The organism is Mycobacterium bulgaricum (assembly GCF_041287165.2).
Taxonomy (GTDB): Bacteria; Actinomycetota; Actinomycetes; order Mycobacteriales; family Mycobacteriaceae; genus Mycobacterium; species Mycobacterium bulgaricum.
Genome location: NZ_JBGGKV020000016.1, coordinates 1 through 15,852, shown reverse-complemented (window position 1 = coordinate 15,852; position 15,852 = coordinate 1). Strand labels below are relative to the sequence as shown.

The window sequence follows — 15,852 nt, the reverse complement described above, 5'->3', positions numbered from 1 at the left end:
GGAGTTTCGATATGTCCGAGCGCGTCATCCTGGCCTATTCCGGTGGCCTGGATACCTCGGTGGCCATCAGCTGGATCGGCAAGGAGACCGGCCAGGAAGTCGTCGCCGTCGCCATCGATCTGGGGCAGGGCGGCGAGGACATGGAGGTCGTGCGGCAGCGTGCGATCGACTGTGGTGCCGTCGAGGCCGTCGTCGTCGACGCCCGTGACGAGTTCGCCGAGCAGTACTGCCTGCCCGCCATCAAGTCCAACGCTCTCTACATGGACCGCTATCCGCTGGTGTCGGCGCTGAGCCGACCTCTGATCGTCAAGCACCTCGTCGAGGCGGCACGCCGGCACGGCGGCAGCGTGGTCGCGCACGGCTGCACGGGCAAGGGCAACGATCAGGTGCGCTTCGAGGTCGGATTCGCTTCGCTGGCACCCGATCTCAAGGTGCTGGCACCGGTTCGAGACTACGCGTGGACCCGCGAGAAGGCGATCGCATTCGCCGAGGAGAACGCGATCCCGATCAACGTCACCAAGCGCTCGCCCTTCTCGATCGATCAGAACGTGTGGGGCCGCGCCGTCGAGACCGGCTTCCTCGAGCATCTGTGGAACGCTCCGACCAAGGACGTCTACGACTACACCGAGGACCCCACCGTCAACTGGAACACCCCCGACGAGGTGATCGTCGGGTTCGAAAAGGGTGTGCCGGTGTCGCTGGACGGCAAGCCGGTCACCGTGTTGGAGGCCATCGAGCAGCTCAACCGCCGCGCAGGCGCGCAGGGTGTGGGCCGCCTCGACGTCGTCGAGGACCGACTGGTCGGCATCAAGAGCCGCGAGATCTACGAGGCGCCCGGCGCGATGGTGCTCATCACCGCTCACACCGAGCTCGAGCACGTGACGCTGGAACGCGAACTCGGCCGGTTCAAGCGGAGCACCGACCAGAAGTGGGGCGAGCTGGTCTACGACGGGCTCTGGTATTCGCCGCTGAAGGCCTCCCTCGAAGCGTTCGTGGCCCACACCCAGGAGCACGTGACGGGCGAGATCCGGTTGGTGCTGCACGGCGGGCACATCGCGGTCAACGGCCGCCGCAGTGCCGAGTCGCTGTACGACTTCAACCTCGCGACCTACGACGAGGGCGACACCTTCGACCAGTCGTCGGCGAAGGGGTTCGTGCATGTGCACGGCCTGTCGTCGAGTCTGTCGGCGCGGCGGGACCTGGCCGGCAAGTGAGTACCAACGAGGGGTCGCTGTGGGGCGGGCGGTTCGCCGACGGTCCGGCCGATGCCCTTGCCGCGCTGAGCAAGTCGACGCATTTCGACTGGGTGCTGGCACCCTACGACGTTGCCGCGTCGAAAGCCCATGCGCGTGTGCTGTTTCGCGCCGGTCTGCTCACCGCGGAGCAGCGTGACGGACTGCTCGCGGGGCTGGACAGCCTCGGCTCGGACGTCGCCGACGGGAGCTTCGGGCCGCTGGTCACCGACGAGGACGTGCACGGCGCGCTGGAACGAGGCCTGATCGACCGTGTCGGACCCGACCTCGGGGGCCGTCTACGTGCGGGCCGCTCCCGCAACGACCAGGTGGCGACCCTGTTCCGGCTGTGGCTGCGCGACGCGGTGCGCCAGGTCGCCGACGCCACACTGGAGGTCGTCGCCGCCCTCGCGACGCAGGCGGCCGCGCACCCGACCGCGATCATGCCCGGGAAGACGCATCTGCAGTCCGCGCAGCCGGTCCTGCTCGCGCATCACCTCCTGGCGCACGCCCATCCGCTGCTCCGCGACGTCGACCGGCTCGCTGACTTCGACAAGAGAGCCGCGGTGTCGCCGTACGGATCGGGGGCGCTCGCCGGTTCGTCGCTCGGCCTTGACCCCGATGCCATCGCCGACGAGCTGGGTTTCGATGCAGCCGCGGACAATTCGATCGACGCCACCGCGTCGCGGGATTTCGCGGCCGAGGCGGCGTTCGTTCTGTCGATGATCGGGGTCGACCTGTCGCGGCTGGCCGAAGACATCATCCTTTGGAGCACCACCGAATTCGGGTACGTGACGCTGCACGACGCATGGTCGACGGGCAGTTCGATCATGCCGCAGAAGAAGAACCCCGACATTGCGGAGCTGGCGCGCGGCAAGTCGGGCCGGTTGATCGGCAACCTCACCGGGCTGTTGGCCACCCTCAAGGCGCAACCGCTGGCCTACAACCGTGACCTCCAGGAAGACAAGGAACCCGTCTTCGACTCGGTTGCCCAGTTGCTACTGGTGCTGCCTGCGATGGCCGGGCTCGTCGGCACCCTGCGCTTCGACGTCGACCGCATGGCTGAGCTCGCCCCGCTGGGATACACGTTGGCCACCGATGTGGCCGAGTGGCTGGTGCGGCGCGGAGTGCCGTTCCGCGTGGCGCACGAAGCGGCAGGCGCGGCGGTCCGGGCGGCCGAGGCGCGCGGCGTCGGGCTCGAAGAACTCGCGGACGCCGACCTGGCTGACATCCATCCGGAGCTGACGCCGGAGGTCCGCGACGTGCTGACCACCGAAGGGTCGGTCAACTCGCGCGACGCGCGCGGCGGCACGGCGCCGATACAGGTCGCCAAGCAGCTCGGCGCGGTGCGAGATACCGCCGACAACCTACGGATCCGGCTGCGCCGCTAGCATCCACCGGTATGGACACCCAGCCTGCCGAGCCGGCGGCCGCCGGCCGGAGGGCCCGCGCGCGGCAGTTTCTCGCCCAACGCAGGGTGAGCCAAGTGTGGAAGGCGGCCGTGGTCGCGATCCTGGCGGTCGCCGCCCTGTTCGGCGGCCTGGACCGTGTCGACACCGGGGCCACCGCGTTCGCGCCCGGCGAAGAGTTCAACGACGGGCAGTTCATGGTCACCGTCGAACGGGCGAGGCTCCTCGTGAAGATCGAAGGCGGCGGGCGCGTCGTCGCCCCCGCAAAGCCGGGTCGGATGTACCTGGGCGTGGTGGCGACCTTGCGTAACGACAGCACGCAGCCGGGGACGCTGCGTGACCAACTCGACCTGCGCGACGTACCGGCGGCGGAGTTCTACGGCGTCTACCGTTTCCGGGACAGCTCGGCGATCACCAACCTGGGTCCGGGGCTGACCGAACAACTCGTGTTCCTCTGGAACCTTCCGGCGGATGTCCTCAAAGCCGACAGCGTCATCTCGATCCGGGTGTGGAAAAAGGCGTTCCGGCAGTTGATGGTCACCTACGGCGGCAAGGAATGGCTCGACACCGACGACTACGGTGTGACGCAGCTCGTGGTGGGAGCGCCGAAAAAGTGAGCGCACCGAAGGATCGACTGAAAGCCGCGTGGTCGCCGATCGCCGCCGTCGTCGTGATCGCGGCAGCTGCGCTCGTGTGGCACAACCTTCCGACCCCGACCGACGTCTACGGGCCGTTCGAAGTCCGCGGTCGCCCGGACGGACCGGTCGAGGGCCGCGCGATCACGGCCACCGTCACATCGGTACGCATTGCACCGCAGGTGAATTCGGTGGAGGCGGCGGGCATCTGGGTCGTCGCGGACGTCACACTGGAGGCCCGCGGCGCGACCGAACTGCCGCGCGCCGATCTGGTCGTCGGCCCCAACACGTACGCTCCGTCGGACCGATTCTTCCTCGACACCCTCGGCAACGAGATCTCCCCGGGGATGACCGAGCGCGGCAGCTGGGTGTTCGACGTGGCCCCGCCGCTGGTCGCACCGGAGGCAGCTGACCCGATGTTGTTGCGGGTCTGGGCAGGCAGCACGATCCTGGACTCGCGGCTGGTCATCGAGATACCGGCCGGTGACCCCGCGGTCACCAGAACCGATGAGGTGGAGCTCGTCGAAAGCGAGGTCAGTGCGCGATGACCAGGCTCTCGGCGCTGTGGCAGCGCAACGTTGTCGGCGCGGTCGTGGTCGTGTGTGCCGTCGGCGCCTACATCGCCATCGACTTCGGGCCGTACTGGTCGTCCTATCGGAACACCTACACGCCCCAGCTGGTGGTGCCCGACGGCGAGAGCGGCACGTCGGACGGGCAGACCTGGAAGATCGAATCCATCCGATATTCCAACAGAAGTCCGCTCAACTTCGGGCCGCCGCTCCCATCGGGAACGGTGTTGACCGTGATCGTGGTCGACTGGTCGGGGACGGCCCTTCCGGGGATGTGCGACGCGGTCCTGACCGACGGAAAGCGACGGTGGGACGCCGAGGGGGTCGGCGGCTTCACACCCATCCCTCCGGACGGCATGCAGTCGCTGTGCCACGAGCCCGGCCGCATCCAGTTCGGCTTCGTGGTGCCGTCGGACGCCGTGCCCACTGCGGTCGACATCACCCACGACGACGAGATCACGGCGCGGTTGCTTCTGTAATGTCCTTCGGGCGAACATTTTCCACGCAGTAGGCGACGGTCGAAGCGATCAGGCACACCCGCAGCGGCTCGATGATCAGATGTGAGGCGAAGACCATCGCCGGTTGCGCCCAGTCCCAGAACGCCTTCGGGTGCGGCCCGATGACCGATGCCGCGCCACGGAACAGATATCCGGTACGCATCTCGGGCCGATAGAAGCTGCCCGCCATGTCCAACCAGGCAAGGCCGAGATAGCCCAGTACATAGAGAGACAGTGCCAGCACCCCGCCGTGCAGGATGAGCCTCGCCGCGTCGGTGATGGTGCGGTAGTTACCCAGTCGTGACAGCATCCAGTCGCGTGCTTCGTCACGGCGGACGTCCGGCAGTTGTGACCACCGTTCCCGCACCCGCTTCTGCCTGGCCGCGGCGCGTTCGAAGACCCAGTCGGCTCTCTGCCCCGCGACGCGGCGGGCCGCGCTTCTCCAGTCGTCAGGCATCGTGACCCCGTAGACGATGGCCGCGACCGCCAGCCACAACAGCGGGATCGTGGCGCCGCCGAAGACGGTCGACACCGCCCACGTGACGGTGTCCCACATGACCTCGAGCGGCCGCAGATGGGAGAACAGATCGGCACGGGTTTCGCTGAACCACACGACGATCCGGCGCTCCGACAGCCATCCGGTGGGGTTGAGGATGAACGTCAGGTCCTTGCTGGCAGCAAAGCTCACGCCCAGGAACACCCAGAGCGCGTCCACGTAGACGCGGACCGCGATCATCCAGCCCGGCAGGCGGTCCTTGAATCGGCTGAGCACGGACCGCGCGGCGAGCGCGGTGAAGATCAGCGCCCACGTGAGATTGCTGACCGGCAGGGTCTCCGGATGCAGTTCGACCTCACCGGGCGTCATCATCGCGTCGCCGATGCGGTAGTCGAGGGCTTGCGCCTCGAACGCGATCCAGTCCTCCGCGAACATCTTCCACGCGAGGTAGATCGCGAAGAACGGCACGATGACCGTCGAGAACACATCGACGCCGCGTGCCGACCGCGACGGCAGCGCGGCGAGGGCGGGGATGGCTTGCCGGAGGATGAAGAACATGGCGACATAGGACCCGAGGCGGGCCATACCGGCCAGCGGCATGATCAGCGACGCCCAGACGTCGTTGTCCCACCCGGCCCAGGCGGCCAGTTCGATGGCGCCCCGGCGGCCGAGAAGCCCGAGCAGGTAACACGCGGCCAGTTGCGGCCAGTAGCGAAGGCACAGCACGAACGGCCGCAGCAGGTACGTCATTCGCGGGCCACCCCCTCAACAGTCCTGCGATCAGCGTATAGGCTAGCCCTCGAGGCGTTCCGAGAGCTCCATCCAGCGTGACTCCTGTTCGGCCACTTGCTTTTCCAGATCCCGCAACTCGCCCGTGAGACGGCCCAGCCCGACATGGTCGGACTGGTCGTGAGCGGCCATCTCGTCGTGCTTGGCGCCGATACGCTCGGCGAGCTTCGTCAGCGACCGATCGATGGAGGCGATCTCCTTTTCGATGGCGCGTAATTCGGCACCGGACGGTGCTGCCGAGGCGGCCGGCTTGTTCTGCTGTGCCGGCGCTTCGGGTCGTTTCTCCGCCAGCCGCAGGTATTCGTCGACCCCGCCGGGCAGATGCCGCAGCCGGCCGTCGAGGATCGCGTACTGCTGGTCGGTGACGCGCTCGAGCAGATAGCGGTCGTGGGAGACCACGATCAGGGTCCCCGGCCAGGAGTCCAGCAGATCTTCGGTGGCCGTGAGCATGTCGGTGTCGACATCGTTGGTCGGTTCGTCCAGCACCAACACGTTCGGCTCCGACAACAGGACGAGCATCAGCTGGAGTCGACGCCGCTGGCCTCCGGACAGTTCACCGACGCGTGCCGAAAGGTGTTCCCGCGGAAAGCCGAGCCGCTCAAGCAGTTGCGCCGGCGTGACGTCCTTGCCGTCGATCTGGTAGCTGGTCTGCAGACGTCCGAGCACCTCGCGGACCATGTCGCCCGACAACGGCTCAAGCTCGCGCGACTCCTGGTCCAGCACGGCCAGCTGCACCGTCTTGCCGCGTTTCACCCGACCGGCCGTCGGCGTCACCGTGCCCGCGATGAGACCGAGCAGCGTCGATTTTCCCGCACCGTTGGCGCCGAGAATGCCTGTGCGCTCGCCGGGCGCGATACGCCATTCGATGTCGCGCAACACTTCTCGCTCACCAGTGGCGCTGGAGTAGGTGACCGAGATGTCGAGCAGGTCGATGACGTCCTTGCCGAGGCGCGCCATCGCGGCCCGGGACAGCTCGACACTGTTGCGCAGCGGCGGAACATTGGAGATCAGCGCGTTGGCGGCATCGATGCGGAATTTCGGTTTCGACGTTCTCGCCGGTGCGCCCCGACGCAGCCACGCCAGCTCTTTGCGCATCAGATTCTGGCGCTTGGCCTCCACCGCGGCGGCCTGGCGGTCGCGTTCGACCCGCTGAAGCACATACGCGGCGTAACCGCCTTCGAAGGGTTCGACAACGCTGCCCAGCGTTCCGCGTGCACCGGGATGGACCTCCCACGTCGTCGTCGCGACCTCGTCGAGGAACCAGCGATCGTGGGTCACGAGCAACAGGCCACCCGATCCCGGCGCCCATCGCTGCTTGATGTGCGCCGCAAGCCACGTGATGCCCTGGATGTCGAGGTGGTTGGTGGGCTCGTCGAGCGCGACGACATCCCAGTCGTCGATCAGCAGCGCGGCCAACTGCACGCGCCGCCGCTGCCCACCCGAGAGTGTGCCGATCATTGTGTCGAATGCGATGTCGGCGACCAGTCCGCCGATCACGTCGCGGATCCGTGGATCGCCGGCCCACTCGTGGTCGGCTCGGTCGCCGACCAGAGACCAGCCCACCGTGCGGTCGGGATCGAGCGTGTCCTTCTGGTCCAGAGCCCCGACCCGCAGGCCTCCCCGGCGCGTCACCCGTCCGGCATGTGGCGTGATCTGGCCGGTGAGCAAGCCCATCAGCGTCGACTTGCCGTCCCCGTTGCGGCCGACGATGCCGATTCGGTCGCCGTCGCTGAGACCGACGGTGACAGCGTCGAACACGACCCCGGTCGGGTACTCCAGGTGGAGGTTCTCGCCCCCGAGCAGGTGTGCCATCGCCCGCCGAGACTAGTGTGCCCACGCTGATTACCAGAAACCGGCAATCGCGCCTGTGCCATCATGACGTCGACGATTCCGCGGTACGACAGCAAAGAGGGGAGCGCGCAGTGGTGGACCTCTCGGCGATCACACGGCCTGTGGGACGGTTGGTTGCCACAGCGCAGAACGGTCTGGAAGTCCTGCGCTACGGCGGACTCGAGACCGGCGCGGTGCCATCGCCGTTCCAGATCATCGAGAGCGTTCCGATGTACCGGCTGCGCCGGTACTTCCCACCCGACACCCGGCCGGGCGCCAAACCGGCGGGCCCGCCCGTGCTGATGGTGCACCCGATGATGATGTCGGCCGACATGTGGGATGTGACCCGCGACGAAGGGGCGGTCGGCATCCTGCACAAGGCCGGCATCGATCCGTGGGTGATCGACTTCGGTTCACCCGACAAGGTCGAGGGTGGGATGCAGCGCAATCTCGCGGACCACGTCGTCGCGCTGAGTGAGGCCATCGACACCGTCAAGAAGGTCACGGGCCGCGACGTCCACCTCGCGGGATACTCGCAGGGCGGCATGTTCGCCTACCAGACCGCGGCCTACCGCCGGTCCAAGGACCTTGCGAGCATCGTTGGCTTCGGCTCACCCGTCGACACTCTCGCTGCGCTCCCGATGAATCTGCCTGCCAGCCTGGCGCCCGCTGCCGCCGACTTCATGGCCGACCACGTGTTCAGCAGGATCGATATTCCGGGATGGCTGGCGCGCACCGGTTTTCAGATGCTCGACCCGATCAAGACCGCGCAGTCGCGGGTCGACTTCCTGCGGCAGCTGCACGATCGCGAGGCGCTGCTGCCCCGCGAGCAGCAGCGTCGCTTCCTCGCCTCAGAAGGCTGGATCGCCTGGTCGGGCCCGGCGATCTCCGAGCTGCTCAAGCAGTTCATCGCGCACAACCGGATGATGACCGGCGGGTTCTCGATCCACGGCGACCTCGTCACGCTCTCCGACATCGACTGTCCGGTGCTGGCGGTCATCGGTGAGGTCGACGACATCGGTCAGCCGGCGTCGGTCCGCGGTATCAAGCGGGCGGCCCCGAAAGCCGACGTGTACGAGTTCCTCATTCGCGCAGGCCATTTCGGTCTCGTCGTCGGCTCCAAAGCGGCGACGCAGACGTGGCCGGCGGTTGCCGACTGGGTGCGCTGGCTCGACGGCGGCGGATCGATGCCCGACGGCGTCACCCCGATGGCCCTGCAACCCGCGGAACCTACCGAGAGCGGTGTCTCACTGGCCTCGCGTGTGGCGCACAGCACGGCCGCCGCGACGGAGATGGCGCTGAGTCTGGCCAAGTCCGCCGCCGATGCGCTGGTGGCCGCGAACAGATCCGCCCGCACCCTGGCCATCGAGACCGCGAGGACCCTGCCGCGCCTGGCACGCCTCGGCCAGGTCAACGATCACACCCGTATCTCGTTGGGGCGGATCATGTCCGAGCAGGCTCGCGACCTGCCGCACGGCGAGGCGCTGCTTTTCGACGGCCGGGTGCACACCTACGAGGCCGTCGACCGCCGTGTCAACAACGTCGTCCGAGGTCTGATCGAGGTCGGCGTGCGGCAGGGGGCTCGCGTGGGCCTCTTGATGGAGACCCGCCCCAGCGCGCTGGTCGCCATCGCGGCGCTGTCACGCCTCGGCGCGGTGGCCGTGCTGATGCCGCCGGATGCCGACCTGAAAGAGGCGGCCAGGCTCGGTGGGGTCACCGAGATCATCGCCGACCCGAGCAACCTCGACGTGGCGCGCACGTTGAACACCAGGGTGCTCGTGCTCGGCGGTGGCGAGGCGCGCGACCTGCATCTGGACGAGGATGGCGACGTCGCGTCCGTGATCGACATGGAACAGATCAATCCGGATAACGTCGAACTGCCCGGCTGGTACCGGCCCAACCCCGGTCTTGCGCGCGACCTGGCGTTCATCGGATTCAGCACGATCAGCGGCGAACTCGTCGCCCGGCAGATCACGAACTACCGGTGGGCGCTGTCGGCGTTCGGGACCGCCTCGGCGGCCAACCTCAGCCGCAGCGACACCGTGTACTGCCTGACACCGCTGCATCATCAGTCCGGCCTGCTCGTCAGCCTCGGCGGAGCCGTCGTCGGCGGCGCCCGCATCGCGCTCTCGCGCGAACTCCGTCCGGACCGCTTCGTCCAGGAGATCAGGCAGTACGGCGTCACCGTGGTGTCCTACACCTGGACGATGCTGCGCCAGGTCATCGACGATCCGGCGTTCTCACTCAACGGAAGTCACCCGGTTCGTCTGTTCATCGGGTCGGGGATGCCCGCGGGATTGTGGGAGCGCGTCGTCGACGTGTTCGCTCCAGCCAACGTCGTCGAGTTCTTCGCGACCACCGACGGGCAGGCGGTACTGGCCAACGTCAAAGGCGCCAAGATCGGCAGCAAGGGCAGGCCGCTCCCCGGCGGCGGGGAGATCGCGCTGGCCGCCTACGACCCGGAGGACAACCTGATCCTCGAAGACGAGCGCGGTTTCGTCCGCCGCGCCGAGGTCGGTGAAGTCGGTGTCCTGCTTGCCCATCCGCGCGGGCCGGTCGATCCGCTCGCCTCGGTCAAACGTGGTGTATTCGCGCCTGCCGACACATGGGTGTCCACGGAGTACCTGTTCCGCCGCGACGAGGACGGCGACTACTGGTTGGTCGACACCCGCAACGCCGTGATCCACACCGCCCGCGGGCCGGTTTTCGCCGCAACGGTCAACGATGCGGTCGGCAGGCTCGGGGCCGTGGACATGGCGGTGACCTACGGCGTGGAGGCCGACGGGCACACCCTGGCGGTCACGGCTCTGGCTCTTCGACCTGGCGGCAGCGTTCCTTCGGCAGATCTCTCCGAGGCACTGACCGATCTTCCGGTGGGCAATGCGCCCGACATCGTGCATGTGGTTCCCGACATGACGCTGACGGCCACATTCCGGCCGCTGGCCGGTCCACTGCAGAAAGCAGGGATACCGAAGGCCTCGCGTAACGCCTGGTACCTCGACCCCGATACCCATCGGTACAAGCGGTTGACCGTTGCCGTGCGCAGCGAGATCGCGGGCAGTCAGCAGTGATGCCCGCCTCGCGGTGCACTGTTACGCTCGCCGGGTCGGCCGTCCCAACGCGCTGGAGGATCTCGATGACGTCGCAGAACAGCACCAAAGGCCTGTCGCTGCCCCGCGCGGCTTCGGGAGCACTGCTGGGTGCCGCACTCGCTTTCGGGCTGGTCAACGGCGTATCCCCGATTGCCTCGGCGCAGCCGACGACGCAGAAGGAAGAGCCGCCGGCACCCCGCATCAACCCCGATCAGATCCTCGCGATGATTTCGAACGAGTACCAGACGGGCAGCAGCGGTGGCCAGGTGTCGAAGTTGATCGAACAGGTGATGACTCTGCGCGCCCGCGGCATCCGGCCGTCGTTCGGCAACACGCAGGCGCTGGCCGCCGCCCTCGACGACCGCCCGAACCAGAAGCCGCTCATCGACGCGCTGAACGCGACGCTCGTCTACCAGCGCAAGGTGATGGCGCAGGGCGCCAATCAGATGCCGGCCCAGAGCGGTGGCGCACCGCCGGTCGCCACCCCGGGCAGCCCCGGTGGGGGCATGGGCCCGAACTGGGGCCCGGGCAACCCGATGCAGCAGGATGGCGGAACCATCTTCCCGATGCCCGGCCGCTGACCGGATGGCCCTGGACGAAACTCTGCTCGCGATCCTCGTCTGTCCCGAAGATCGCGGCCCGCTCCTGCTCGTCGACGACTTCCTCTACAACCCGCGGCTGAAGAGGAAGTACCGGATCGACGATGGAATCCCCGTCCTGCTGATCGACGAAGCCGTCACCGTGGACGACGACGAGCACCGGCGCCTGGTCGCCGCGGCGGGTCACTCCTGAGTCAGACCCGGAAGGTCGCCGGTCAGATACCGCTGCAGGTTCGGCCCGACGGTCTCGGCCACCTGCTCCACCGGCAGTGACTTGAACGGCTCGAGCTCCAAGATGTAGCGCGCCATGACGATCCCGACCAGCTGGGAAGCGACGAACTGCACGCGGATCCGTCCTGTGCCGGGCGGGTTGTCGACGCGGCTGCCGACCTCGACAGCGATCACTTCCTGCAGGAACGAGCGCACCATCGAGACGTCGGCGGCGCTTCCACCCAGCATCGAGCGCAAGGTCGCGATGAATCCCTTGCCGATCTCGGAATCCCAGATCGGCAGCAGCAAGGTCGGAAGTACGTAGCCGATCCGCTCGACCGGTATCTCGCGCAGGGGGCCGATAATCGTCAAAGGATCGATCGGGATGTGGATGGCCGCGGCGAACAACTCGGTCTTGGTGCCGAAGTAGTGGTGCACCAGAGCGGGGTCCACACCGGCTTCCGCAGCGATCGCTCGGATCGACGTGTTGTCGATGCCGTTGCGCGAGAACAACTCGCGCGCCGAGGACAGGATTCGATCGCGGGTGTCCGAGGGGCCGGGCGGCCGACCCGGCCGCTTGCGGTCCGGTGTGGTGGTCAATCTACCTAGGGTGTCCTTCGCCGTAGGGTTGCCGCGGCAAGGCCGAGTGCCAGCACCGCGAACCCGACGACGATGGCGATGTCGCGCACGGCGGTGGACGTCAGCTCCGCGTGCGCGCCGACTTCCTGAAGTGCCTCAAGAGCGTAGCTCGCCGGTAGCACGTTGCTGATCCACTGCAGCCACTCCGGTAGGTGGGCGCGCGGGACGATGATGCCGCAGAGCAGCAGCTGCGGGGCGATCACCAGCGGCATGAACTGGACGGCCTGAAATTCGGTGCGCGCAAAAGCGCTGCACAACAGGCCGAGTCCGACACCGAGGACGGCATTGATGATCGCGATGACGAACACCCACACAGGACTTCCCGCGGTGTCGAGGCCGAGGAGCCAGAAGGACACCAGGCACGCCAGGCTGGCCTGCGCTGCCGCGGCGACGGAGAACGCGGTTCCGTAGGCGGCGAGCAGATCGAGCCGGCGCAGCGGTGTGGTGAGGATCCGCTCCAGCGTTCCCGATACGCGTTCGCGCTGCATCGTGATCGAGGTGATCAGGAACATCACGATCAGCGGAAAGACGCCGAGCATGATCAGGCACGCGTTGTCGAACGGCGATGGGGCACCGGGTCTTGTCGGTACGTCCACGAACATGAAGTACATCAGCGCGATGATCAAGCTCGGTGCCACCAGAATCATCGCGACGCTGCGGTGGTCACCGACGAGTTGACGCAGGATCCGCGTCGTGGTCGCGAGGTAGGCCCTAAGGCTGAGCGGATTTAGGCGGTTTGGGCTACGGTGCCGCGCCGGATGATCGACAGGAATGCTTCCTCGAGTGACTGACATCCTGTGTCCTCTCGCAGTTGATTCGGCGTGGTGTGTGCAAGGACCCGGCCGTCGCGCATGAGCAGCAGATCGTCGCAGTGGTCGGCCTCGTCCATCACGTGGCTGGACACCAGCAGCGTGGTGCCTGCCCGGGCCAACTGGTCGAATCGCTCCCAGAGGTCGGCGCGCAGAACGGGGTCGAGGCCGACGGTCGGCTCGTCGAGCACGAGCAGGTCAGGATGGGCGACCAACGCACACGCGAGCGACACCCGGGTGCGCTGTCCGCCGGAGAGGTTGGCCGCGAAGGCTTTCCGGTGGTCGTCGAGGCCGACCGTCGCGATTGCGTCGTCGACGTCGGACGGGCCGCAACCGTAGAGCGCCGCGAAGTAGCGCACGTTGTCGACCACCCACAGATCGCGATAGACGGTGGCGTCCTGAGTGACGTAACCGACCCGGTGCCTCAGGACGGGGGAGCCGGCCGGGCTGCCCAATACGGTGACGGTTCCGCCGTCGACGATCTGGGTGCCGACGATGCAGCGCATCAGTGTGGTCTTTCCACACCCAGAAGGCCCGAGGAGACCGGTGATGGTTCCGGCCCCCACCCGCACGGTCACATCGTCGAGAGCGCGGTGGCCCCCACGGGTGACCTGCAGATTCGCGATGACGATCGCCGGCTCTGACGCCGACCCGGGTAATTCATCATTCGATGAACTCATCATCTGATGAATACTGCGCGCACCGCGGGGCGACTGTCAAGGCCATCCGTAGGATGTCGACGGTGACAGCAGCTGACCTGGCGATTGATCCCCTCAGCGCCGCCCGGCTGCTGCTCGGATCGCAGTTGACGGGCCGCGGGGTGACCGCGTCGATCGTCGAAGTCGAGGCCTACGGCGGTCCTGCCGACGGTCCATGGCCGGATGCCGCCGCGCACTCCTACCGGGGCCCGGGCCTGCGGAACTCGGTGATGTTCGGCCCGCCCGGCACGCTCTACACGTATCGAAGCCACGGCATTCACGTATGCGCGAATGTCGTGTGCGCCACAGGCGGGGTAGCCGGTGCAGTTCTGTTACGCGCGGCGGTCATCGACGTGGGCCTCGAGGTGGCGTGGGGACGGCGAGGGTCCTCGGTGCGGGAGACGTCACTGGCCCGAGGCCCGGGCAATCTGTGCTCGGCACTCGGAATCACCATGGACGACAACGGGATCGACCTTTTCGACGCATCGTCTGAGATAAAGCTCACGCTGGGGGAGCTGCGCGTGGGTGAAACCGGTCCGCGCGTCGGAGTCAGCAAGGCCGCGGACCGGCCGTGGCGCATGTGGCTACCGGGATACCCCGAGGTGTCCGCATACCGGCGCAGCCCGCGGGCACCGGCTCTAGGCGATAGCGACTAGTACGGAAAGATCGGCGCCATGGGCGATTCGATCCTCGATGAGTTGGAGTGGCGCGGGCTGATCGCACAGTCCACCGATCGCGACGCGCTGGCGGAGGCGCTCGGCGACGGGCCGGTCACTGTCTACTCCGGCTTCGATCCGACCGCGCCGAGCCTGCACGCCGGCCACCTGATCCCACTGCTCACGCTGCGGCGTTTTCAGCGGGCCGGACATCGTCCGATCGTGCTCGCCGGAGGGGCGACGGGGATGATCGGCGACCCCCGCGATGTGGGGGAGCGCACACTCAACACCGCCGACACCGTCGCCGACTGGGCCGGCCGCATCCGCGGCCAACTGGAACGTTTCGTCGAGTTCGACGACTCACCGACGGGCGCGGTGGTCGCCAACAACCTGTCCTGGACAGGCGAGCTTTCGGCCATCGAGTTCCTGCGGGATGTCGGGAAGTACTTCTCGGTCAACGTCATGCTGGACCGCGACACCGTACGCCGCAGACTTGAGGGCGAAGGCATCTCCTATACCGAGTTCAGCTACATGCTGTTGCAGGCCAACGACTTCGTCGAACTCAACCAGCGCTACGGCTGCACGTTGCAGATCGGCGGATCCGATCAGTGGGGCAACATCATCGCCGGGGTACGACTGGTCAGGCAGAAGGCGGGCGCCGCGGTGCACGCCCTGACCACGCCCTTGGTCACCGACTCCGAGGGCAAGAAGTTCGGGAAGTCGACCGGCGGGGGCAGCCTCTGGCTGGATCCCGAGATGACCAGTCCCTATGCCTGGTACCAGTACTTCATCAACACCCCCGACGCCGACGTGGTGCCGTATCTGCGGTGGTTCACGTTCCTGTCTGCCGACGAACTCGCCGAGCTGGAACAGGCGACGGCCGAACGACCCCACGAAAGGGCCGCGCAACGCCGGCTTGCACGCGAGTTGACCAACCTCGTCCACGGAGAACAGGCGACGGCGTCGGTCGAGCATGCGAGCCAAGCGCTTTTCGGCCGCGGAGAGCTCGACGCTCTCGACGAGTCGACGTTGTCCGCGGCGCTCCGCGAGGCATCCGTGGCCCAACTTGTGCCGGGTGGGCCCGATTCGATCGTCGACCTCCTTGTGGCCAGTGGGCTCTCCGACAGCAAGGGCGCCGCCCGCCGAACCGTCTCCGAAGGCGGCGCGTACGTCAACAACGTGAAGATCGCCACAGACGCGTGGGTTCCGCAGACGTCCGACTTCCTGCATGGGAAGTGGCTGGTGCTACGTCGCGGTAAGCGGAACATCGCCGGCATCGAACGCGTTGAGTGACACCCGAACGGCGAAAGCTCTGGTCAGGCGGCGGCTCCGCCGTCTGGGAACAATCCCCGAATCTATGACGTTGAGCTTGAAGCGAGTCGACGCAACCTGCCGGTTGCGCGCCGGGTAGGGGTCGAAAGACACGCTCTACCAGGCGATTTGACTCCGAGTTATCCCTGACGTAACTTATCGAAGTCGCTGCGACACGGGCCCAAAACCCGGAGAGCGCGGCGGCCTCCAGAGAGAAGTCCGCTTCGGCGGGTATCCTCGACTGTCCGCACTAGAGACCACGGCCTTTCGGCCGAGGGATCTCTGCGCGGTCAGACTGGGTGTGTTGTTTGAGAACTCAATAGTGTGTTTGGTGGTTTTTGTTTGTTGTTTTTGTCGTGCCCCGGATTTTCCCGTTTGTGG

The 15,852-nt window shown here is 67.1% G+C and carries 15 protein-coding genes; 10 read left to right on the top strand and 5 right to left on the bottom strand.

The features are described 5' to 3' along the window. Positions 1-11: 11 nt before the first annotated feature. The 5 genes from ACAG24_RS26775 to ACAG24_RS26755 are packed head-to-tail and all read left to right on the top strand — an operon-like array spanning position 12 to position 4,324. Positions 12-1,214, top strand: coding sequence for an argininosuccinate synthase (locus ACAG24_RS26775; protein WP_370475663.1), 1,203 nt, complete (start codon positions 12-14; stop codon positions 1,212-1,214). Continuing rightward, positions 1,211-2,623 carry an argininosuccinate lyase gene (argH, locus tag ACAG24_RS26770; RefSeq protein ID WP_370475664.1) on the top strand — a complete coding sequence of 471 codons (1,413 nt, stop codon included), beginning with the start codon at positions 1,211-1,213 and terminating at the stop codon, positions 2,621-2,623. Before ACAG24_RS26775 ends, argH begins: the two co-directional genes overlap by 4 nt. A gap of 11 nt (positions 2,624-2,634) precedes the next feature. Continuing rightward, positions 2,635-3,258 (top strand): hypothetical protein, encoded by a 624-nt coding sequence (locus ACAG24_RS26765; protein ID WP_370475665.1) that lies wholly within the window; start codon positions 2,635-2,637, stop codon positions 3,256-3,258. Beyond that, complete coding sequence (locus ACAG24_RS26760; RefSeq protein ID WP_370475666.1) at positions 3,255-3,824, top strand: hypothetical protein; 570 nt, start codon at positions 3,255-3,257, stop codon at positions 3,822-3,824. The genes ACAG24_RS26765 and ACAG24_RS26760 overlap by 4 nt, the downstream gene beginning before the upstream one ends. Beyond that, the gene (locus ACAG24_RS26755; RefSeq protein WP_370475667.1) at positions 3,821-4,324 is read left to right on the top strand and encodes a hypothetical protein; all 504 of its coding nucleotides are present in this window, start codon (positions 3,821-3,823) and stop codon (positions 4,322-4,324) included. Before ACAG24_RS26760 ends, ACAG24_RS26755 begins: the two co-directional genes overlap by 4 nt. Here the strand turns inward: ACAG24_RS26755 and ACAG24_RS26750 are convergent. Beyond that, positions 4,302-5,588, bottom strand: a complete 1,287-nt coding sequence (locus ACAG24_RS26750) for a hypothetical protein (RefSeq protein ID WP_370475668.1) — start codon at positions 5,586-5,588, stop codon at positions 4,302-4,304. The genes ACAG24_RS26755 and ACAG24_RS26750 overlap by 23 nt on opposite strands. A gap of 42 nt (positions 5,589-5,630) precedes the next feature. Next, positions 5,631-7,439 (bottom strand): ABC-F family ATP-binding cassette domain-containing protein, encoded by a 1,809-nt coding sequence (locus ACAG24_RS26745; protein WP_370475669.1) that lies wholly within the window; start codon positions 7,437-7,439, stop codon positions 5,631-5,633. A gap of 113 nt (positions 7,440-7,552) precedes the next feature. Here ACAG24_RS26745 and ACAG24_RS26740 point away from each other — a divergent pair, with 113 nt between their 5' ends. The 3 genes from ACAG24_RS26740 (at position 7,553) to ACAG24_RS26730 (ending at position 11,341) form a co-directional block, all read left to right on the top strand. Beyond that, complete coding sequence (locus ACAG24_RS26740) at positions 7,553-10,528, top strand: AMP-binding protein (protein WP_445206233.1); 2,976 nt, start codon at positions 7,553-7,555, stop codon at positions 10,526-10,528. 65 nt (positions 10,529-10,593) lie between these two features. Further along, positions 10,594-11,130 (top strand): hypothetical protein, encoded by a 537-nt coding sequence (locus ACAG24_RS26735; protein WP_370475671.1) that lies wholly within the window; start codon positions 10,594-10,596, stop codon positions 11,128-11,130. A 4-nt stretch (positions 11,131-11,134) separates the two neighbouring features. Beyond that, positions 11,135-11,341: a Trm112 family protein gene (locus ACAG24_RS26730; protein ID WP_370475672.1), complete on the top strand. Its 207-nt coding sequence runs from the start codon at positions 11,135-11,137 to the stop codon at positions 11,339-11,341. Here ACAG24_RS26730 and ACAG24_RS26725 read toward each other — a convergent pair. The 3 genes from ACAG24_RS26725 to ACAG24_RS26715 are packed head-to-tail and all read right to left on the bottom strand — an operon-like array spanning position 11,332 to position 13,489. Beyond that, positions 11,332-11,958: a TetR/AcrR family transcriptional regulator gene (locus tag ACAG24_RS26725; protein ID WP_370475673.1), complete on the bottom strand. Its 627-nt coding sequence runs from the start codon at positions 11,956-11,958 to the stop codon at positions 11,332-11,334. The two genes, ACAG24_RS26730 and ACAG24_RS26725, sit on opposite strands and share 10 nt — an antisense overlap. A 5-nt stretch (positions 11,959-11,963) precedes the next feature. Continuing rightward, a complete protein-coding gene (locus ACAG24_RS26720) occupies positions 11,964-12,791 on the bottom strand; it encodes an ABC transporter permease (RefSeq protein WP_370475674.1) in 828 nt (275 codons plus the stop codon). Beyond that, positions 12,725-13,489: an ABC transporter ATP-binding protein gene (locus ACAG24_RS26715; protein WP_370475675.1), complete on the bottom strand. Its 765-nt coding sequence runs from the start codon at positions 13,487-13,489 to the stop codon at positions 12,725-12,727. The genes ACAG24_RS26720 and ACAG24_RS26715 overlap by 67 nt, the downstream gene beginning before the upstream one ends. A 50-nt stretch (positions 13,490-13,539) precedes the next feature. On the opposite strand from ACAG24_RS26715, the gene ACAG24_RS26710 reads away from it, so the two are divergent. Together ACAG24_RS26710 and tyrS are read left to right on the top strand one after the other, a co-directional pair. Then, positions 13,540-14,160, top strand: coding sequence for a DNA-3-methyladenine glycosylase (locus ACAG24_RS26710; protein WP_370475676.1), 621 nt, complete (start codon positions 13,540-13,542; stop codon positions 14,158-14,160). A gap of 18 nt (positions 14,161-14,178) precedes the next feature. Next, a complete protein-coding gene (gene tyrS / locus ACAG24_RS26705) occupies positions 14,179-15,453 on the top strand; it encodes a tyrosine--tRNA ligase (protein ID WP_370475677.1) in 1,275 nt (424 codons plus the stop codon). Positions 15,454-15,852 lie beyond the last annotated feature (399 nt).

Excerpts from the sequence above, each read along its gene's own strand:
- ACAG24_RS26755 (WP_370475667.1), top strand. The coding sequence starts at position 3,821 with ATGACCAGGCTCTCGGCGCTGTGGCAGCGCAACGTTGTCGGCGCGGTC.
- ACAG24_RS26710 (WP_370475676.1), top strand. The coding sequence starts at position 13,540 with ATGTCGACGGTGACAGCAGCTGACCTGGCGATTGATCCCCTCAGCGCC.
- ACAG24_RS26735 (WP_370475671.1), top strand. The coding sequence starts at position 10,594 with ATGACGTCGCAGAACAGCACCAAAGGCCTGTCGCTGCCCCGCGCGGCT.
- ACAG24_RS26765 (WP_370475665.1), top strand. The coding sequence starts at position 2,635 with ATGGACACCCAGCCTGCCGAGCCGGCGGCCGCCGGCCGGAGGGCCCGC.
- tyrS (WP_370475677.1), top strand. The coding sequence starts at position 14,179 with ATGGGCGATTCGATCCTCGATGAGTTGGAGTGGCGCGGGCTGATCGCA.
- ACAG24_RS26745 (WP_370475669.1), bottom strand. The coding sequence starts at position 7,439 with ATGGCACACCTGCTCGGGGGCGAGAACCTCCACCTGGAGTACCCGACC.
- ACAG24_RS26750 (WP_370475668.1), bottom strand. The coding sequence starts at position 5,588 with ATGACGTACCTGCTGCGGCCGTTCGTGCTGTGCCTTCGCTACTGGCCG.
- ACAG24_RS26730 (WP_370475672.1), top strand. The coding sequence starts at position 11,135 with ATGGCCCTGGACGAAACTCTGCTCGCGATCCTCGTCTGTCCCGAAGAT.
- ACAG24_RS26715 (WP_370475675.1), bottom strand. The coding sequence starts at position 13,489 with ATGATGAGTTCATCGAATGATGAATTACCCGGGTCGGCGTCAGAGCCG.
- ACAG24_RS26775 (WP_370475663.1), top strand. The coding sequence starts at position 12 with ATGTCCGAGCGCGTCATCCTGGCCTATTCCGGTGGCCTGGATACCTCG.
- ACAG24_RS26720 (WP_370475674.1), bottom strand. The coding sequence starts at position 12,791 with ATGTCAGTCACTCGAGGAAGCATTCCTGTCGATCATCCGGCGCGGCAC.